Source organism: Clostridium sp. (assembly GCF_032552055.1).
In the GTDB taxonomy this organism is placed as follows: Bacteria; Bacillota; Clostridia; order Clostridiales; family Clostridiaceae; genus Clostridium.
The window spans coordinates 1-19,264 of sequence record NZ_JAWGSV010000032.1; the positions used below are offsets into that span (position 1 = coordinate 1).

General features: G+C 30.4%; 20 protein-coding genes. 1 reads left to right on the top strand and 19 read right to left on the bottom strand.

The window, feature by feature from the left end; all coding sequences use genetic code 11:
• Positions 1–147 precede the first annotated feature (147 nt).
• The 19 genes from E6248_RS04135 to E6248_RS04225 all read right to left on the bottom strand — a co-directional run bounded on the left by E6248_RS04135 (position 148) and on the right by E6248_RS04225 (position 17,609).
• Positions 148–516 carry a DUF1232 domain-containing protein gene (locus tag E6248_RS04135; RefSeq protein WP_316339555.1) on the bottom strand — a complete coding sequence of 123 codons (369 nt, stop codon included), beginning with the start codon at positions 514–516 and terminating at the stop codon, positions 148–150.
• Between the two features lie 259 nt (positions 517–775).
• A complete protein-coding gene (locus tag E6248_RS04140; RefSeq protein WP_316339556.1) occupies positions 776–2,977 on the bottom strand; it encodes an extracellular solute-binding protein in 2,202 nt (733 codons plus the stop codon).
• Between the two features lie 241 nt (positions 2,978–3,218).
• Positions 3,219–4,118: a sugar phosphate isomerase/epimerase gene (locus E6248_RS04145; protein ID WP_316339557.1), complete on the bottom strand. Its 900-nt coding sequence runs from the start codon at positions 4,116–4,118 to the stop codon at positions 3,219–3,221.
• Position 4,119: 1 nt separating this feature from the next.
• Positions 4,120–5,235 carry a Gfo/Idh/MocA family oxidoreductase gene (locus E6248_RS04150; protein WP_316339558.1) on the bottom strand — a complete coding sequence of 372 codons (1,116 nt, stop codon included), beginning with the start codon at positions 5,233–5,235 and terminating at the stop codon, positions 4,120–4,122.
• A 138-nt stretch (positions 5,236–5,373) separates the two neighbouring features.
• Positions 5,374–5,868 carry an RbsD/FucU domain-containing protein gene (locus E6248_RS04155; RefSeq protein WP_316339559.1) on the bottom strand — a complete coding sequence of 165 codons (495 nt, stop codon included), beginning with the start codon at positions 5,866–5,868 and terminating at the stop codon, positions 5,374–5,376.
• A complete protein-coding gene (locus tag E6248_RS04160) occupies positions 5,869–6,801 on the bottom strand; it encodes a ribokinase (protein WP_316339560.1) in 933 nt (310 codons plus the stop codon).
• A gap of 44 nt (positions 6,802–6,845) precedes the next feature.
• A complete protein-coding gene (gene deoC, locus E6248_RS04165) occupies positions 6,846–7,544 on the bottom strand; it encodes a deoxyribose-phosphate aldolase (protein WP_316339561.1) in 699 nt (232 codons plus the stop codon).
• A 213-nt stretch (positions 7,545–7,757) separates the two neighbouring features.
• Positions 7,758–8,252, bottom strand: a complete 495-nt coding sequence (locus tag E6248_RS04170; RefSeq protein WP_316339562.1) for a dCMP deaminase family protein — start codon at positions 8,250–8,252, stop codon at positions 7,758–7,760.
• A 274-nt stretch (positions 8,253–8,526) separates the two neighbouring features.
• Positions 8,527–9,315: an acetyl-CoA carboxylase carboxyl transferase subunit alpha gene (gene accA / locus E6248_RS04175; RefSeq protein WP_316339563.1), complete on the bottom strand. Its 789-nt coding sequence runs from the start codon at positions 9,313–9,315 to the stop codon at positions 8,527–8,529.
• 4 nt (positions 9,316–9,319) lie between these two features.
• Complete coding sequence (gene accD / locus E6248_RS04180; RefSeq protein ID WP_316339564.1) at positions 9,320–10,177, bottom strand: acetyl-CoA carboxylase, carboxyltransferase subunit beta; 858 nt, start codon at positions 10,175–10,177, stop codon at positions 9,320–9,322.
• A 13-nt stretch (positions 10,178–10,190) separates the two neighbouring features.
• On the bottom strand, positions 10,191–11,534 hold the full coding sequence (locus tag E6248_RS04185) for an acetyl-CoA carboxylase biotin carboxylase subunit (protein WP_316339565.1): 1,344 nt from the start codon (positions 11,532–11,534) through the stop codon (positions 10,191–10,193).
• Positions 11,535–11,548: 14 nt separating this feature from the next.
• Entirely contained in the window at positions 11,549–11,965 is a 417-nt protein-coding gene (gene fabZ, locus E6248_RS04190; RefSeq protein WP_316339566.1) for a 3-hydroxyacyl-ACP dehydratase FabZ, read from the bottom strand.
• A gap of 9 nt (positions 11,966–11,974) precedes the next feature.
• Positions 11,975–12,472: an acetyl-CoA carboxylase biotin carboxyl carrier protein gene (accB, locus tag E6248_RS04195; RefSeq protein WP_316339567.1), complete on the bottom strand. Its 498-nt coding sequence runs from the start codon at positions 12,470–12,472 to the stop codon at positions 11,975–11,977.
• 1 nt (position 12,473) lies between these two features.
• A complete protein-coding gene (gene fabF / locus E6248_RS04200) occupies positions 12,474–13,715 on the bottom strand; it encodes a beta-ketoacyl-ACP synthase II (RefSeq protein WP_316339568.1) in 1,242 nt (413 codons plus the stop codon).
• A gap of 14 nt (positions 13,716–13,729) precedes the next feature.
• Positions 13,730–14,473, bottom strand: coding sequence for a 3-oxoacyl-[acyl-carrier-protein] reductase (fabG, locus tag E6248_RS04205; protein ID WP_316339569.1), 744 nt, complete (start codon positions 14,471–14,473; stop codon positions 13,730–13,732).
• Positions 14,466–15,422, bottom strand: a complete 957-nt coding sequence (fabD, locus tag E6248_RS04210; protein WP_316339572.1) for an ACP S-malonyltransferase — start codon at positions 15,420–15,422, stop codon at positions 14,466–14,468. The genes fabG and fabD overlap by 8 nt, the downstream gene beginning before the upstream one ends.
• 8 nt (positions 15,423–15,430) lie before the next feature.
• A complete protein-coding gene (gene fabK, locus E6248_RS04215; RefSeq protein WP_396335129.1) occupies positions 15,431–16,357 on the bottom strand; it encodes an enoyl-[acyl-carrier-protein] reductase FabK in 927 nt (308 codons plus the stop codon).
• Between the two features lie 40 nt (positions 16,358–16,397).
• Entirely contained in the window at positions 16,398–16,622 is a 225-nt protein-coding gene (gene acpP, locus E6248_RS04220) for an acyl carrier protein (protein ID WP_136003643.1), read from the bottom strand.
• A 12-nt stretch (positions 16,623–16,634) separates the two neighbouring features.
• Entirely contained in the window at positions 16,635–17,609 is a 975-nt protein-coding gene (locus E6248_RS04225) for a beta-ketoacyl-ACP synthase III (protein ID WP_316339570.1), read from the bottom strand.
• Positions 17,610–18,082: 473 nt separating this feature from the next.
• On the opposite strand from E6248_RS04225, the gene E6248_RS04230 reads away from it, so the two are divergent.
• Positions 18,083–19,165, top strand: coding sequence for a nitronate monooxygenase family protein (locus E6248_RS04230; RefSeq protein ID WP_316339571.1), 1,083 nt, complete (start codon positions 18,083–18,085; stop codon positions 19,163–19,165).
• Positions 19,166–19,264: the final 99 nt, after the last annotated feature.

A 19,264-nucleotide genomic window follows, 5' to 3' on the forward strand; every position in this document is an offset into this window, starting at 1 on the left:
TCTTAAAATTTCACTAATATCTTTATCATCTTCAATAATTAAAATATTTTCTCTCATTTATCTCACCTATTACCCCTTTATAATTCAATTATCAACTAAAAATGTTAATAAACATTATCATTATGTTTCCGACTTGTAAACATAGCATTATATAAAAAATTTATAAACTATAAATCCTATTACTAAAATCCAGAATATTATTATTGGTAATCCATAAATTAATCTTATAGGTTTTCCATCCTTCCATATCTCATTAGCTTTTTCTTCACATTCTTTCATAACTCCCTCTGGAATTAACTTAAAAGAAATATAAATTAATAATGGAAGGATAATTAAATCATCTAAGTATCCTAATATAGGAATAAAATCTGGTATCAAATCTATTGGAGATAATGCATATCCTACAGTCATTGCTGCAAAAACTTTAGCTATTATTGGAGTATTTTCATTTTTATAAGCTAAATAGACTACCTTTATCTTAAGTTTTATCGCCTTTATTATTTCAGATATTTTCATATTACACTCCTAGTAATTTATATTTTTATTATACTATAGGAACTTGTTTTCATGGAAATATATTACCAAACAAATCATCTCTTTCTCTGAAATTTAGGACAATACTATTAGATTTTTACATAAAATTTGATTAAATCATAATAGCTTATTTTATTAAACTAAAAAAGATTCTTAATGTTTATGATATTAGCATCCTTTCTTAAATTTATAATTTCTATAATAAATTCTCAAGAATATATTTCTTGAGAATTTTAATTACTTATTTTTTTAATTCTTCATTAATACAAGTTATTGCTGTATCTATATCAATTTCATCTCTTATCATTTTCCCAAGATATTTTCCTAATATTTCATCATATAACTTAATGTTAATATCTAATTTATTAGGATCATTAAGTAAACCTCTTACACGACTCTGAGCATAGCTCTCTAAAACATTGCTTTTCCATGGATATAATCCATCTAAATCCTTATTTAGATAAAATGGTTTTCTGCTCGATATTCCTGAAAGTACTGAAAAAGGATTAGATATTCTTCTTCCACATGCCCACATAATGAAATCAAGAGCTATTTTTTTTGTTTTACTACTACTATTTAATCCAAGTCCCCACCCTCCAAGAACTGGAGATTTTCCTGGTATCATCGCACTTCCTATATTACCTGCAACCTTAGAATTCATAGAATCATTAATTCCGAATGCATAAGAATCATATAGAACTGCCATAGCTACTTCTCCACTTTTAAATATATCTGCTATGTCTTCCCAACTTTCTATTACTCTTTCATTTATGATATACTTAAAGCTTTTTTTGTAATCTTCTAAAGCTATTTTTACTATATCAGAATTTAAATCTAATTTATTATCATCTATAATTCTTCCTTCATATGACCATAATCTATTAAGAAATTCAATACTATTATATATATTACCTTGATTTATTAATGCTGTACCATATTGAACTGGTGATTTATCATTATACTTTTTTGTAAAAAACTCCGCAATTCTATTAAATTCATCCCAATTTGAAGGTATATTTAGCTCATGTCCATACCTTCTATAAAATTGAAGTTTTATTGCCTTATCTTCAAATAAATCCTTTTGATAAAACAGAAGTTGTGTTCCTGTTAAAAAAGGTAATCCATACAATTTCCCTTTATAAACTCCATACTTATCTACTATATTATCTATAAAATCAAAGAAATATTCCAAATTATTTTTTCTTATATCTGATATGTCCTCTAATGAATTTATTTCTGCTAATGTTTCCTTCCAAATCACATCATACATAAAAACATCAATTTCACTTTCTTTTAATTCCTTAGGATTTGATACAAGCTTCCATAAGTCTCTGTATTTCATAATTTTATATTCAATTTTAATGCCCTTTTCTATCTCATATACCTTTGATAACTTCTTAAGAACATCAGCTGTTTCAGCATTCAATATAGCTACCCTAAGTATATTACCTTCTTCCGTATAATATTTGCCTCCATTATAAAACGCCTTATCTATTACTTTAAATTTAGCTTTTACTGCTTTTATATTAGTTTCACTTACTCCTTTTAAACTGATACTTTCAATAATCCTTTTGGAAACTAAATGTCCAATTTCATAATTCGATACCTCTATCAATGCATCAAATACATTGTCGTCCTCAATCCAATTCTCTGTTTTTATACACACTTTATGTATTTTTTTATCTGTTTCAAATACCTCTATTACCTTTTCTACTCCTTTTGCTAACATATAACTACCAATTATAATTACATCTAATTCATTTTTATACATCATTTCAAAAGCAGCTTTGTATCCACTTTCAGCACTATAATCTCCTACAAATTTATATATTATTTCTATTCCTGTTTTACTTATTAAATTCTGAAGCTTCTCTCTATTTATAACTCCTTTTTCTAAAATAATGCCAACTCTTTTAAAACTTAAACTTCTACACCACTCAAAACACTCCATAAATGCAGGCTCATAGTTTGCTTGAATTACATTTATACTATTTTCTAGCTGAACAGCATTATTCATTAATACAACTGGAATCTTAAGTTTTTTCAACTTATCTATCCACTTTTTCTTTTTTACTGAAGTTTTTACTATAATACCGTCAACCCCTAATTGAATAAAATAATCTATATATTTATTTTCTAAAACTTCATTATTATCTGTAGTTTTTATCACAATACTGTACCCATAACTACGTAGTTCTTTTTCAATTGCAGCAAACATTAACTGAATACTTCTATCTTCTATATTATTTACAATCAACCCAATAAGATTAGTTGAGGAGCTCTTAAGACTTCTTGCCTTAGCATCTGGTATAAAGCCTAATTCCTTAATAACTTTCTCTACTTTATTGATAAGTTCTACATTATTTGTTTTGCCATTAATAACATTTGAAACAGTTCCTACTGATACACCTGCAACATTTGCCACATCCTTAATTGTAGCCATTTTATTCACCTCATTATGTCTGCCTATTATTTATTTCTATAATTTGTTACCATTAATATATCATACAATAATGTAAACCACCATAACATGCCATCATGATTTTCATATATAAACTTTCTTAATGAAAACTAACTATTTTGTGTATATTAAAGCTAGATAAATATCCATGCCATATATTTATCTAGTACAAAGAGCAGACAAATTCATGCCCACTCTTTGTAAATATGGTTAATACATTCTATTAAAATCCAACTTTTCTCAACGTATCATCAACGTACTTTTTAGCTCTTGGAATATCGCTTTCATCTAAATGTTCTATAATAAGTGGAATATTAGGATGATTTTTAGCAAGTCTTTCTAAGTAAAGTTCATAATTTAATACGCCTAATCCAGCTGCTGGTAATTCTACTGCTCCTGCCCCTCTAAAACTGTTATGCTCTGCTGAACCGCCACCAAATTTTTCTCCTTGATTTATAGCTCTCTTACAATCTTTTGCATGAGCAATTTTTATTTTGTCATCAAGAACATAAAAAATCTTTTCAATTGTCTCATCTACGTTATCAATATTAGACTCATCATAAAAATTAGTTGGATCTAATAGAAGTCCTAATCCAGGATGATTTACTTCTTGAAGTAATCTTGCAACTTGTTCTACAGATCCTACTATATTATTTACATAGTTTTCAATTAAAAATACTGAATCATGCTCATATGCAAACTTTGCAATATCAATTGCTATTTTTTTAAATTCTTGATATGCTTCTTCTGTAGAATTTTTCTCATCATATAGCCAATCACTTTCTAAGTTATACGTGCCAGTTTCACTTACTACATAAGGGGTTCCAAAGTCCCTAGCATGTCTTAGAATTTCTTTTACATAATTTATATTTTTTTCTCTTTGTACTGGGTCTGGATGTACTAAATTAGTATAAGCTGAAATAGCCACTATAGGAATATTAGCATCACGAAAAGCGTCACGAACTTTATTAGCTTTTTCTTTTGTAATATTTCCTCTACTAAGATCAATATCTTTGAATTCTAAATCTAGTTGTACACAACTCATTCCATCTTTTTTAGATTTTTCTATTGTTTCCTCTAAAGTATAAGGGTAATAACCAGTAAAAATACCAACTGAAATCATATTAATTCTCCTTTTCTAATATTTCTGATAGATATACTGTTCTTTCTTCTTTTATAGATTTATAACATGCTTCAATACACGCAAGTGTCTTAATACTGTCTTCTGCACTAATTTCTGGTTCAGTTCCATTTTCTATAGCACATAAGAGGTTTGACATTGTTCCAACAAAAGCATCTGGAAACCATTGTGTTTCCCACTTAGGCTCTATCCATTGATTAGGATAACCTTTACATGTCAACCGTAAAGTACTTCCAGCAAATTCTGGTTCTCTTTTATGCCAACCAAAATCTCCTTCTGCAAAGCCATCAATTCCCTCTACTCTCCAATTAATATAATTGTTCTTCTTACAAGGTTCTTCAGGCCATGACCATACATCATCTAAACTTGTTGCCATCATTTCATCATCGTATTTAAAAGTATACTGAACAATTCCATCTGTATGTTCAAATTTAGTTCTAGGATCTGTACGACAAATGGCTGTAACTTTTGTTGGGTCTCCAAATAAATAACGGAATATATCTATGTGATGAATACCCATAGCATAAATCTCAAGCTTTTTATAATCCTTTAAGAAAGCCTGCCAATCAGGTATTGCTCTCATATCAATACTAGCTATTACTGGTTTTCCAATTAATTTATTGTCTAATATATATTTTAGAGCTCTCATAGATTGGTCATATCTCATATTAGAATTTACAGCAATCGGAATACCTGATTCTTTACCTAACCTAACAATCTCTCTGCTTTCCTCTACAGACATTGCTATAGGTTTTTGACATAAGATACCCTTTATATGCTTCTTTGTACATATATATTTAACAATATCAATTTGAACATGTGGCGGTACTGCTATATCTATAATCTCTATTTCTGGATCGTCCACAAGATCATGCCAATCACTATAAACCTTTTGAATCTTATGAATATTAGCTACTTCTTTACTTTGCTCTATATCTAAAGAAGTAATTGCATATGGGTTAAACCCTGCCTTTCTATAAGCAACTAAATGGCAATTTCTAACTATAAAACCTGCTCCAATGACTCCAATTTTATAATCTTTCTTCTTCGGCATTATTGGTAAGGTAGCTTGTTCTAACTTTTCTTTTATATTCACCATAAATCCCACCCTTTTTAAACTAAATATAGATGATTAAACCATTGAAAATGTTTACTTAAACTAATATATTGACCTACTAATTTTAACCCAAATAAATTGTTATGAAGGTTATTAATTTAATATAATTACTCAATTATATTATAATTCTGGAACTTCATTATTACTAATCCTTTTTCGTCTTTCTACATAAGTATCTAAAATACTAATATCCTCTTCGGTAAACCAGGCAAATGGATCAGTACTACAAGTAAGTGCAAAGTTAGCCCATGCATTTAATGATCCTGATCTAATAACCACTTTAGCTTTAGGTGAAATATTTTCAACTAAATCCTCATGAGTAGTTCCATTAAAAATTGCTCCTGATCCAGTATAAATATTTTGAATTTCTTTATACAATGTTGGATGATGAGTTTTTACTTCTGTTGCAAAAGTTACTTCTTCTACAAATATTTCCTTACGGAGCATTTTTAAAATTTCGAGTATATCTACCTGCCCAGCATAAAATCCTAAATCTATTCTATTTGCACATTTGTCAATAGGAAAACCAGCATCTGTAACTAATATGATATCAGTATGGCCACAAGTAGCTAATGCTTTTGCTAATTCAGGATGTAAAATTCTATTAGGTCTCACTTAAACATCACTCTCCTTTTGATAAAAATTAATAAATTTCGCTACTTCATCAGCTGTATGATAAGAAGGTATAGTTTCCCATTTAGTGCAACAAAGAGCTGATACTGCATTGGCATAATTAACTCCCTCTTCAATTGACTTTCCCTTTGCTAAGGATGCAGCTAAAGAAGCATTAAAGCAATCCCCAGCTCCATTAGAATCCACAACTTCAATCTTATATGATTCAACACTATAAGAACCTTCTTTTGTAAATACTTCTGAACCTTTATCACCCAATGTCATAACAACTGTCTTACAACCTGTTTTTAATAATATCTCAGCTACTTCTCTATTAGATAAAGAAGATTCTAAAGATACTCCTGCAGCGATTCTAGCCTCAGTTTCATTAGGTGTTAATATATCTATGAAGTTTAAATCATATTCTATAAGTTTCACTGCTGGTGCTGGATTTAAAATTGTGATTTTATTCCTTTCCTTCCCCTTCTCTAATGCATATAATGCTGTTTCCATAGGTATTTCAAGTTGAACTAGTATAACATCTGAATGATTAATTAAGTTAATTCCATTATCAATGTCATTTTTCTCGAATAAATTATTTGCTCCAGGTGCAACTACTATAAGATTTTTCGCATTAACATCCTTTATTATAAAACCTATACCTGTTGAATCTTTATCTGTTATTCTAAGACCTGATATATCAATATTTTCTTTTTCCATAAGAGTAATAAATTCTTGTCCATAAAAATCTTTTCCTACTACTCCAATGTAACTTACATCTACACCTAATCTAGCTGCCTGTACAGCCATGTCAGAACCTTTTCCGCCAAAGGTCTCTCTATAATCTCTACCAATTAATGTTTCACCAACTATAGGGATACGATCTGCAGTCATAACTAAAGCTTTTGCATAACTTCCTATAATACAAACCCTCATTTATCATTCTCCCCTTTCCATTAATAAGAACGTTCCTATTTTAATTAATATGCATTAGAGTCTCCAATAAGTCCGTCAACAATCGCAGGCCCCGAGCTTGTACCTACTAATTCTGCCCCTGCTTCGAATAATATCCTCATCTTATCTAGTGAATTTACTTTCCCTGATACTTTTACTCTACAAGGTGGTAATATATTTTCTTTTAAAATTTTAACATCATCGACAGTTGCTTCACATCCTCCAATTCCCCATCCACTTGATTGCTTAACCCAATCTATTCCAGCTTCGTACGCTAATTTTGTTGCCTTGATTTTTTGTTCATTATTTAGAAATCCGAATTCTAACATGGATTTTACAATTACTCCATTAGCATGAGCTAAATCTGTAATTTCTTTCATTTCTTTAAAATACTCAATTTCATAACCGCCTATAAGCAAACCTGGATTAGGAGGAAAATCAAATTGATCAACGCCTTCTTTAATCATCTCTTTTAAAGCTGCAAGTTTCATACTTAATGTATCATTTGCCTGAGGAAAATTCAGAGTAGAAGCTACCTCTATTTCTGTACCTTTTAATACTTCTTTTGCAAGTTTTATATAGCATGGTGCAATCATAGCTGCCTGAAAATTATATTGCATGCAGATATCTAAATGCTTTATTAATCCTTCCTTAGTTAAGTTAGGATTAACATTAGTAAACTGAATAGCTTTTGCTACTTGTCTCTTATCATTGAAATCAATCATTTTTATCTCTCCTTAAAAATATTCTTGTGAATCGTTTCATGAATCTATATATAGGATAGCACTTTTTAAAATATTAATCAATAATTTTCCTTATTTTTCTTTTTTTATTTATTACAACCTAAAACCTTTATATCCAAAGATTTAACATATAATATTTAAAATAAAAAATGTATCTTATAATACTCAAATTATAAGATACATTCTAAAATTTATTTATATATCATTTACATCAAAAGATATCCTTATATTTCTATTTTTAGGTTCTAACATTGTCATTTTCACACCTGCTGAGCTAAACATCCTTTTAGATGCCTTAACTATATCAGTATCTGCATATTTGTCAGATAAATATACAACTTCCTTAATTCCTGATTGAATTATTGCCTTTGCACATTCATTACATGGGAATAATGCTACATATATTTTTGCTCCTACCAGGTTAGTCCCCCTACTATTTAGTATTGCATTTAATTCTGCATGAACTACATAAGGGTATTTTGTTTCAAGCATATCACCTTCTCTGCTCCATGGGAATTCGTCATCAGAGCAACCTCGTGGAAGACCATTATATCCTTGACTTAAAATTTTATTATCATTATCTACAATACATGCTCCAACTTGAGTACTAGGATCTTTACTTCTCATCCCAGCTAAAATAGCAACACCCATAAAATATTCATCCCAAGATATGTAATCTCTTCTTTTCATTGAAATCCCCCTTAATTTTATGTATATTATGTAATATTTATTATATTATACCTTATTAATTTTAAAAGTAAAATTAATAGCTTTGAAACAATTACTCTAAGTTAATATTTTCCTAATAAATTATAGAAATACAGTATTCTTACACTTTCTACTTAAACAAATAAAGCTATTGCACATTAAAAACTACTGCTTAATATTAGTACAGATTTATTCAAATAAAAAAATATCTACTTTAACTACTTTTCTATTACTGTAGTTAAAATAGATATTAATATTAAAATTTTCTAAACCTTTGGTATCGTTCTTCAAGAAGCTCTTCCTTTGTCTTACTACTTAAAATCTTTAATTCATTAATAAGTTCCTCTTTTATAGCTATTGCTATTAAATCTAAACTTTTATGAGCTCCACCCTTTGGTTCTTTTATTATTTTTTCTATTACCCCTTTTTCATATAAGTCATAAGCAGTAATACCCATGATTTCTGCAACTTCTTTTGACTTACTAGGGTCCTTCAATAAAATAGAAGCAAATCCTTCTGGTGACAATATAGAGTAAACCGAATTTTCCAGCATCCATACCCTATCTCCACAAGCTAAAGCTAAAGCTCCTCCACTACCACCTTCTCCTATAATTATAGAAATTATAGGAACCTTAATTTGCGCTATCTCAATTAAGTTCTTAGCAATAGCTTCTCCTTGACCTCTTTCCTCTGCCCCTACACCACAGTAAGCTCCAGAAGTATTAATAAAGCATACTATTGGCCTATTAAACTTTTCAGCTTGCTTCATTAATCTTAGGGCTTTTCTATATCCTTCTGGATGAGGTGACCCAAAGTTTCTATCCATATTTTCCTTTAAATCTTTACCTTTTTGAATTCCAATAATAGTAACAGGGCTGTTATTTAAAAGACCTATTCCTCCTACTATGGACTTATCATCCTTAAAAAGTCTATCTCCATGTAGCTCAAAGAAGTTTGTAAATATTTTGTCAATATAATCTAAAGTAGTTGGTCTTTCTACCATTCTTGCAATAACTAATCTATCATATGCTTTAATATTCTTCATTAAGCTACACCTCCTTAACTTCATGAAATTTAAGAAGCGTTGCAATAGCTATTTTTAGATTTTCTCTCTTTACTATACTATCTATAAACCCATTTTCTAATAAAAACTCTGCACTTTGGAAATCATCAGGTAGCTTTTGTTTAATAGTACCTTCAATGACTCTTCTACCTGCAAAACCTATTAAGGCATTAGGTTCTGATAATATTATATCTCCAAGCATTGCAAAACTAGCAGTTACACCACCTGTTGTTGGATCAGTTAAAACTGTAATGTATAAAAGTCCACTATCACTATGCTTTGATAATGCACTACTTACTTTCGCCATTTGCATTAAAGATAATATCCCTTCTTGCATTCTAGCTCCACCTGAAGCAGTAAATATTATTACTGGTAATTTTCTTTTTGTAGCTTCTTCAACAGCTAAGGTTATTTTTTCACCTACAACTGTTCCCATACTACCCATTAAAAACTTAGAATCCATAACTGCAATTATAATTTTATTACCAGCTATCTCACCTTCACCAGTTACTACTGCTTCAGAAGTTCCGCTCTTCTCTTCATTTTCTTTTAATTTCTCTTCATAGTTTGGAAAATCCATTGGATTTCTGGACTTCATATACTTATTAAATTCTTTAAAGGTTCCTTTATCACATATTTGCGCTATTCTTTCATAGCTACCTAGTCTAAAGTAATGATTACAGCTAGTGCATATATTTAAGTTTTCCTCTAAAGCCTTTTTATATAGTATCTTCCCACATTTATTACACTTTATCCAAGTTCCATCTGGAACTACTGGTACATCTTTTTCTTCTACTTGAGTTATATTAATAACTCCGTACTGTCTTTTCTTAAAAATCCCCATATTATTTCACCAACTATAAATTAAATTCTTTGCTTATAAAACTTGTATCAAAGTCTCCTAAGCGAAATTTCTCATTATTTAAAATATCTATTTGAAAATCTATATTATTGTCAATTCCTTCAATTACAAACTCATCAAGGGCTCTTAGCATTTTATTAATAGCTTCTTCCCTATCTTTACCATATGCAATAAGCTTTGCTATCATCGAATCATATGTTGGAGGTATTTTATATCCTGTAAAAACAGCTGTATCTACCCTTATCCCATTTCCCCCTGGAAGATTTAAAAATTTAATTTTTCCTGGTGAAGGAATAAATCCTTTTTTAGGATTTTCAGCATTTATTCTACATTCAATTGCATGACCTTTTATACATACTTCTTCTTGTGAAAAACTTAAATCACTACCATTTGCAATTTTAATTTGCTCTTTTACTATGTCTACGGAAGTTATCATCTCTGTAACAGGATGCTCAACTTGAATTCTAGTATTCATTTCCATAAAGTAAAAGCTTCCATACTTATCTACTAAGAACTCTATAGTTCCTGCATTATAATAATTAACTGCTTTTGCAGCTCTTATTGCCGCTTTACCCATCTCTTCTCTAAGCTCACTACTTATTATAGATGAAGGGGCCTCTTCTAATACTTTTTGATTTCTTCTTTGAACTGTACAATCTCTCTCACCAAGATGTACTATATTCCCATTCTCATCTCCTAGAATTTGAAACTCTATATGTCTAGGATTAACTATGAACTTTTCCATATATATTGTGTCATCACCAAAATTAGCCATTGCTTCAGATTTAGCTGTAAAGAATGCATTTTCTAATTCACCTTTGCTATGAACTATTCTAATTCCTTTACCTCCACCACCTAAAGCAGCCTTAACCATTACTGGATAACCTATCTTTTCTGCTTCAATATAAGCATCTTCTATATTTTCGACTATGCCATCACTACCAGGTATTACTGGCACATTAGCCTTCTTCATAATTTCTCTAGCCCTAGACTTATCACCCATTATACTTATAGTCTTACTGGATGGACCTATAAATTTTATATTGCATTCTTCACATATAGCTGCAAACTCTGCATTTTCTGATAAAAATCCAAATCCAGGGTGAATAGCATTGCATTTTGTTATTACTGCAGCACTAATTATGTTACTAACATTTAAATATGAGTCCTTTGATTTAGGCTTTCCAACACAAATAGCTTCATCTGCTAACTCAGTATGCATAGCATCTTTATCAGCTTCTGAGTAAATAGCTACTGTCTGTATACCAAGCTCTTTACAAGCCCTTATTATTCTTACTGCTATTTCACCTCTATTGGCTATTAAGACCTTTCTAATCATAAAACACCTCTTTATTATCCAACCATAAAGGTTAGTTCCGCTTCACAGACCTTTTTATCATCTACATAAGCAATTCCTTTTCCTATTCCTGCAATGCCTCTTATTTTAGTAAGTTCAACTTCTAATCTTAAAGTGTCACCTGGAACTACTTTTTTTCTAAACTTAGCATTATTTATTCCACCAAAATACGCAATCTTGCCTTTAAACTCATCTCTTTTAAGTAAGGCTACTGCACCAGCTTGAGCTAATGCTTCAATAATTAGCACCCCTGGCATAACAGGTTCCACTGGAAAATGTCCTTGAAAGAAATTTTCATTCATAGTTACATTCTTAATTGCCACTATTTTATTATCCACTAGTTCTTCAACCCTATCAATTAATAAAAATGGATATCTATGTGGTATAATCTCCATTATTTCTTTTATATCCATAAAAATCACCTACTTTATTTTAAATAATTCCATTCCAAATTCAACTATATCCTCATCATTTCTTAAAACTTCTACAACTTCGCCATCAAATTCAGATACAATTTCATTCATTATCTTCATAGCTTCAACTATACAAAGAACATCACCTTTTTTAACCTTATCTCCTTTTTCCACGTAAGGTTTCCCCCCTTGTGATCCAGAAGAATAATAAGTTCCAACCAATGGTGATTTAACTATATTTAAGTTTTCCTTTATATCTACTTTTTCTATACTACTCTCATTAATATTATTTAATTCATTATTAGAAACTAAATTAGCATTTATTGATGAATCATAAATATTTCCCTTTGCTTCATTAGTTTCCACTGAAAGACTCTGCACTTCCTTAATAGCTTCATCATTTTTACTTAGTCTTAATCTAGTTCCTTGGCTTTCAAATTCAAAAACTCTAAGAGAAGATGAGTCTACAGATTCTATTAAATCTTTAATTTGTTCGTAACTTAACATCTTATTTCCCTCTCCACTTTTTAAATATTACTGATCCATTATGTCCACCAAAGCCTAATGAGTTAGACATAGTATAATCCATTTCTTTTTTAATTCCTTCATTAACTACTAAATTCAAGTCACATTCTTCATCTTTATTAACATAATTAATAGTTGCAGGAACAAATCCATCTTCTAAGGCTTTAATAGAAATTATAGCTTCTACTGCACCTGCAGCCCCTAGTAAATGACCTGTCATTGATTTAGTTGAACTTACATAAACATCCTTAGCATTTTCACCGAATGCTTGCTTTATAGCTAAAGTTTCAACCTTATCATTAATTTCTGTAGATGTTCCATGGGCATTAACATAATTAATATCACTAGTATTAATTTTAGCATCATTTATAGCATCTCTCATTGCTCTATATGCACCATTACCATCTAGTGTTGGTGAAGTAATATGATAAGCATCACATGTAGTACCATATCCTACAACTTCTCCATATATTTTAGCGCCTCTCTCTAAAGCACTTTCTAAATCTTCTAAAATTAAAGCAGCTGCCCCTTCACCCATGACGAATCCATTTCTCTCTTTATCAAATGGTATAGATGCCCTATTTTTATCTTCACTTCTACTTAGAGCTGTTAATGCTTGGAATCCTGAAATACCAAACTTACATATTGAAGCTTCAGATCCACCAACTAAAGCTCTATCCATATATCCATCTCTAATACCTCTAAAAGCTTCTCCTATACAGTGAGTTGAAGTTGCACAAGCTGTGGTAACGCTTAAGCAAGTTCCTAAAAGTCCAAACTCTATTGCTATAGTTCCTGCTGCAATATTAGAAATAGATGCTGGTATAGTTAATGGAGATACTCTACTTGGTCCCCTATTAAGCATAGTAGTTATTTGATTTTCTATAGTTATAAGTCCACCTATTCCAGATCCAAATAATACCCCAAATCTTTCTCTATCAACTTTATCTAAATCAATATTACTATCCTTCATACACTCTTTAGCTGCAACTAATGCTAATTGAGTATATCTATCTAATCTCTTAGCATCCTTCTTACCGATATATTCTTCAGCATTAAAATCCTTAACTTCAGCAGCAAGTTTAACTTTAAAATCCTCAGTATCAAATAAAGTAATATTATCTATTCCATTTTTTCCTTCTTTAATTGAATTCCAAAAACTATCTATAGAATTACCAATTGGTGTAATTGCACCTAAACCTGTCACTACTACTCTTCTTTTCATATTAGCACTCTCCTTTAATGCATCACCATTCCACCATCTACATTTATCACTTGACCAGTTATATAATTTGATAAATCTGATGATAAGAATAAAACTAAATTAGCTATTTCTTTCGGTTCTCCAATTTTCTTCATAGGAATTGTCTTTAATACTTCTTCCTTAACCTTTTCTGGAAGAACCTTAGTCATATCTGTGTTAATGTATCCTGGTGCTATGACATTCACATTTATATTTCTTCCTGCAAGCTCTCTAGCTACTGATTTAGAAAATCCTATTACTCCAGCCTTAGAAGCCGAATAATTACATTGTCCTGCATTACCAGCTACCCCTACAACAGAAGATATATTTATAATCTTGCCACTTCTTTGTCTTACCATAACAGCAGAAGCCGCTTTAGTCATATTAAAAGTTCCTGTTAAATTAACATCTAATACATCTGTAAAATCTTTTTCACTCATTCTTATAATTAATCCATCTTTAGTTATTCCTGCATTATTAACTAAGATATCTACACTTTCAAATCTATTCTTAACTTCTTTAATAAATTCATTAACTTCTTCTTCTTTACTAACATCACACTTAAATGCTAGTACTCTTACATCAAATCCTTCAAGTTCATTTATGAAAGATTCTATCTCTTCGTTATAAGTTCTATAATTAAAAGCAATATTAGCTCCATTTTGTGCTAATGTTCTTGCTATTTCTTTTCCAATTCCTCTAGTTGCACCTGTAACTATTGCACTCTTATTTTTAATCATCTCTATTTTCAATCCCTTCTAATGTTTTTTCTAAAGATTTCATATCTTCAATATTATAAATACTTACCTTTAAGCCTTTTTCTCTACTAATTTCTTTAACAAAACTGCTTAAGACTCTTCCAGGTCCAAGCTCTATAAATGTATCAACTCCTAAATCTAGCATTTGGGATACACTTTCACTCCATCTTACTGAAGACTTAACTTGCTTACATAGTAATTCTTTAATTTCTTCCTTATTATTTACAAAATCAGCTGTAACATTAGATATAATTTTAATATTTGGATTTTTAAAAGTTACATTCTTAAATTCTTCTCTAAGTTTAAATGATGCTTCTTCAAGTAAAGAAGTATGGAAAGGTCCTGAAACTTTAAGATTTATTGCTCTCTTAGCTCCCTTTTCTATACATAACTCTTTAGCTTTTTCTACTGCATCTTTTTCTCCACCAATCACAATTTGGTTATTAGTGTTGTAGTTTGCAATTTCAACAACTCCAAGACTTGAAGCTTCTTTTAATGCTTCATTAATCTTTTCTACACTTAATCCAATAATAGCAGCCATAGCACCAACTCCTACTGGAACTGCTTCCTGCATATATCTTCCTCTTTTTTTAACTAAAGCTACTGCTTCTTCAAAGTTAATTGCATCAGCAGCAACTAAGGCTGAATACTCTCCAAGACTTAAGCCAGCCACTACACTTGGCTTTAGTCCCTTTTCTTCTAATGCTTTCATAGCAGCAATAGAAGTTATTAAAATTGAAGGTTGAGTATTTTCAGTGATATTTAATTCTTCACTATCACCATTAAAAATCAATTCTTTAATATCAAAGTCTAAGGCTTCCCTTGCTTTATCAAATACTTCCTTGCAAGCTGGAATATTATTATATAATTCCTTCCCCATTCCTATGTACTGGGAACCTTGCCCTGCAAAAATAAATGCTATCTTCATAATACTCTCCTTTAAAGGCTCTTTTTAATATTTTCAAATTCCTGAAACATTTCTTCAATTATTTCTTTAGCACTTTGTCTTTTTGATACTAAACCAGAAATTTGACCAGCCATAAGAGATCCACCATCTATATCTCCATCTTTTACAGCCTTTCTTAATCCACCCTTGCCAAGCTCTTCTAATACTTCTATTGGTGCATTTTGCTTTTCTAAATTTAAATATTCCCTAGCTAGCTTGTTCTTTATCACTTGTACTGGATGACCTGTTGGCCTTCCCGTTACTACTGTATCTATATCATTAGCCTTAATTACAGCTTCCTTATAATTATCATGAATAGTACATTCATTAGCTACTAAAAATCTAGTACCTACTTGAATTCCCTTAGCTCCAAGCATAAAGGCAGCAGCTACCCCCCTACCATCAGCTATACCACCTGCTCCAATTACTGGAATACTTACAGCATCTACAACTTGTGGTAATAACACCATAGTAGTAAGCTTCCCAATATGGCCTCCAGCCTCACAACCTTCAGCAATTATTGCATCAGCTCCTGCTCTTTCCATTCTTTTAGCTAATGCTACTGAAGCAACTACAGGAATAACTTTTATGCCTGCTTCTTTCCATTTTGTCATGTATTTACCCGGGTTTCCAGCACCTGTTGTTACTACTTTAACACCTTCTTCAACTACGATATCAGCTAGCTCGTTTGCATTTTCCGAAAGTAGCATAATATTAACACCAAAAGGCTTATCAGTTAGTTCTTTAACTTTTCTTATTTCTTCTCTTACATAGCTTGCAGGAGCACTTGCTCCTGCAATTATTCCAAGACCACCTGCATTTGAAACTGCAGCTGCTAATGAACTATCTGAAACCCATGCCATAGCCCCTTGAAATATAGGGTATTCTATATTTAACAGATTGCAAATATTATTGTCCATGATGTCCTCCAATTTATTATTAAACTAAAATTTCAGTTTATTATTTAACTACGCTTTCAATATATTTAACAGCATCTCCAACAGTTTTTATGTTTTCAACATTCTCAACCTTTACGTTAAAAGCATCTTCTAAATCCATAACTACTTGGAATAAGTCTAAAGAATCTGCTCCTAAATCCTCCATAAAGTTTGTTTCAATCTTTACATCCTCTTCATTAACTCCTAATTGATCAACTACGATTTCCTTAATTTTTTCAAATACCATTTTTTATTCCTCCTAAAATTTAATTAATGTGCTAGCCCAGGTTAATCCTCCACCAAAGGCTGCTAAGATTATTTTGTCTCCCTTATTAATAAGGCCTTTTTCAAAAAGCTCACTTAATGCTATTGGAATACTTGCTGCTGAAGTATTTCCATACTTATCAACATTAACATAAAACTTTTCCCTATTTACTTTAAGTCTTCTTGCTGCTTCATCTATTATCCTGGAGTTAGCTTGATGAGGAACTATATATTTTATATTTTCTAAATCCTCATTCCCCTTATCTAAAACATCATTTACTATCTCTGGTAATATAGATACTGCAAACTTAAAGACCTCCCCACCTTTCATTTCTATATATCTTTTTTCTATATTTTCACTTTTTGCAAAAGGTGTGTTTAAATTAATTTCAGCTGCTACTAAAGTTTTTTCTCCTAGTTTTCCATCTGATGCAAAACAAGAACTAATAATTGAATTTTCATCAGAAGCTTCAATAACCATTGCACCTGCTCCATCACCAAAAAGTACACAAGTACTTCTATCTGACCAATCAACTATTTTAGATAAAACTTCTGCTCCTATAATCAGTGCTCTTTTCTTACCTGCAGATTTTATTAAACTATCGGCTATAATTAAAGAATATACAAATCCGGAACAAGCTGCTGATATATCAAAGGCTGCTGCATTTTTGCAGTCTAAAAGCCCTTGTACACTACACGCTGTAGACGGCATTATCTTATCTGGTGAGGTTGTAGCTACGATTATTAAATCAATATCATCTTTACTACAATTACTGTTTTCTAAAGCATTTAATGCTGCTTTATAAGCAATTTCCATAGTACCTTCCCCATCAGATATTCTTCTTTCTTTAATTCCAGTTCTCTTTACTATCCATTCATCAGAAGTTTCTACTATTTTTTCTAAATCAAAATTAGTAACTACATTTTCTGGACAATACTTACCAACCCCCAGTATTTTAACTCCTTCCATTTAACGCCTCTTTCTAAAATAAATAAAATTTATTTTTTTATCAAATATTTTTATTATCAAAGCATTTGTTTGTAATAAATTAATACTTAATCTTTGTAGCCTTACTTTAAGCTATTAAATTCTATACTTTATCAATCATATTTATGAATTTCTATTCAAATATTTTGACTATCAAAGTAATATCACCATAATAATACCATTTTTTTGTTTTGTCAATAATACTAATTTAAATTTAATAAATCTTATTTTTGTTAGATATATATTCTATAAACTGGTAAATTAAAATATAATAATCTATTCTTTCAATTATTCTATTAAATTTATAATTTCTTTTTTCTTCTAAACTCCATAGAAGTAAGTTAATGTAAATAATTTATTAAACATATATTGTGTTTTTTTAATTTGTAGATTATACTAATAATAATATTTTGATAATCAAAATATTATTATATCAAACTAAAAGGAGAAATATTATGAATATAAAGCCATTAATAATTGGTGATTTAATAGCTAAAGTCCCTATAATTCAAGGGGGAATGGGAGTTGGAGTATCTTTATCTAATCTTGCTGGTAATGTAGCAAAGAATGGTGCTATAGGCGTTATTTCAGCTGCTCATCCAGGATATATGGAGGAAGATTTCGAAAAAAATACCCTTGCTGCAAACTTAAGAGGATTAACTAAACATATAAAAAAAGCAAAAGAAATAAGCTTAAATGGTATTATTGGTGTTAATGCCATGGTAGCTATGAATAACTATATAGAACATGTTAAAACAGCAATAGAGGCTGGAGCTGATTTAATTATTTCAGGTGCAGGATTACCTCTAAACTTACCAGAAATAACTGCAGGAAGCTCAATTAAAATAGCTCCTATAGTATCTTCTGCTAAGGCTTGTAAATTAGTACTTAGTTACTGGAAAAAGCATTTTAATAGAACTGCTGATGCTGTAATTGTAGAAGGCCCATTAGCTGGTGGTCATCTAGGTTTTAAGAAAAACAATCTAGATAATGATATAGTTAATTTCGACAAATATGTATCAGCTGTAATTGAAGAAGTTAAAAATTTTGAAAAAGACTTTGACAAAAAAATCCCTGTAATTGTTGCTGGTGGCGTATTTACTCATGAAGATATGATGAGATACTTAAATCTTGGAGCAAGTGGTGTTCAAATGGCTACAAGATTTGTTGCAACACATGAATGCGATGCTCATCCAAACTTCAAAAATGCTTTTGTAAATTGCAAAAAAGAAGATATCGAGCTTACAATTAGTCCTGTAGGAATGCCTGGAAGAGCAATAAGAAATAAATTAACTGAAACATTAAAAACTCAAAGAGTTAAAATCACTAAATGTTATGATTGTTTAATTCCTTGTAACCCAGGTACTACTCCGTACTGTATAAGTTCTGCCTTAATTAAATCTGTAAAAGGTGACGTTGAAAATGGATTGGTATTCTGCGGTGGAAATGCCTATAGAATTGATAAACTTTTATATGTTAAAGAATTAATTGATGAGATGATGGGACAATCTTTAACACAGCCAGAAATTATAATTTAATGTTAAAACTCTAAGAGTTTTAACATTAATGAAAGAATTAAAAAATGAAAAAATTTAAATAATTATAGAATGAAAGAATTGTGGAATAAGCTCCTAGAG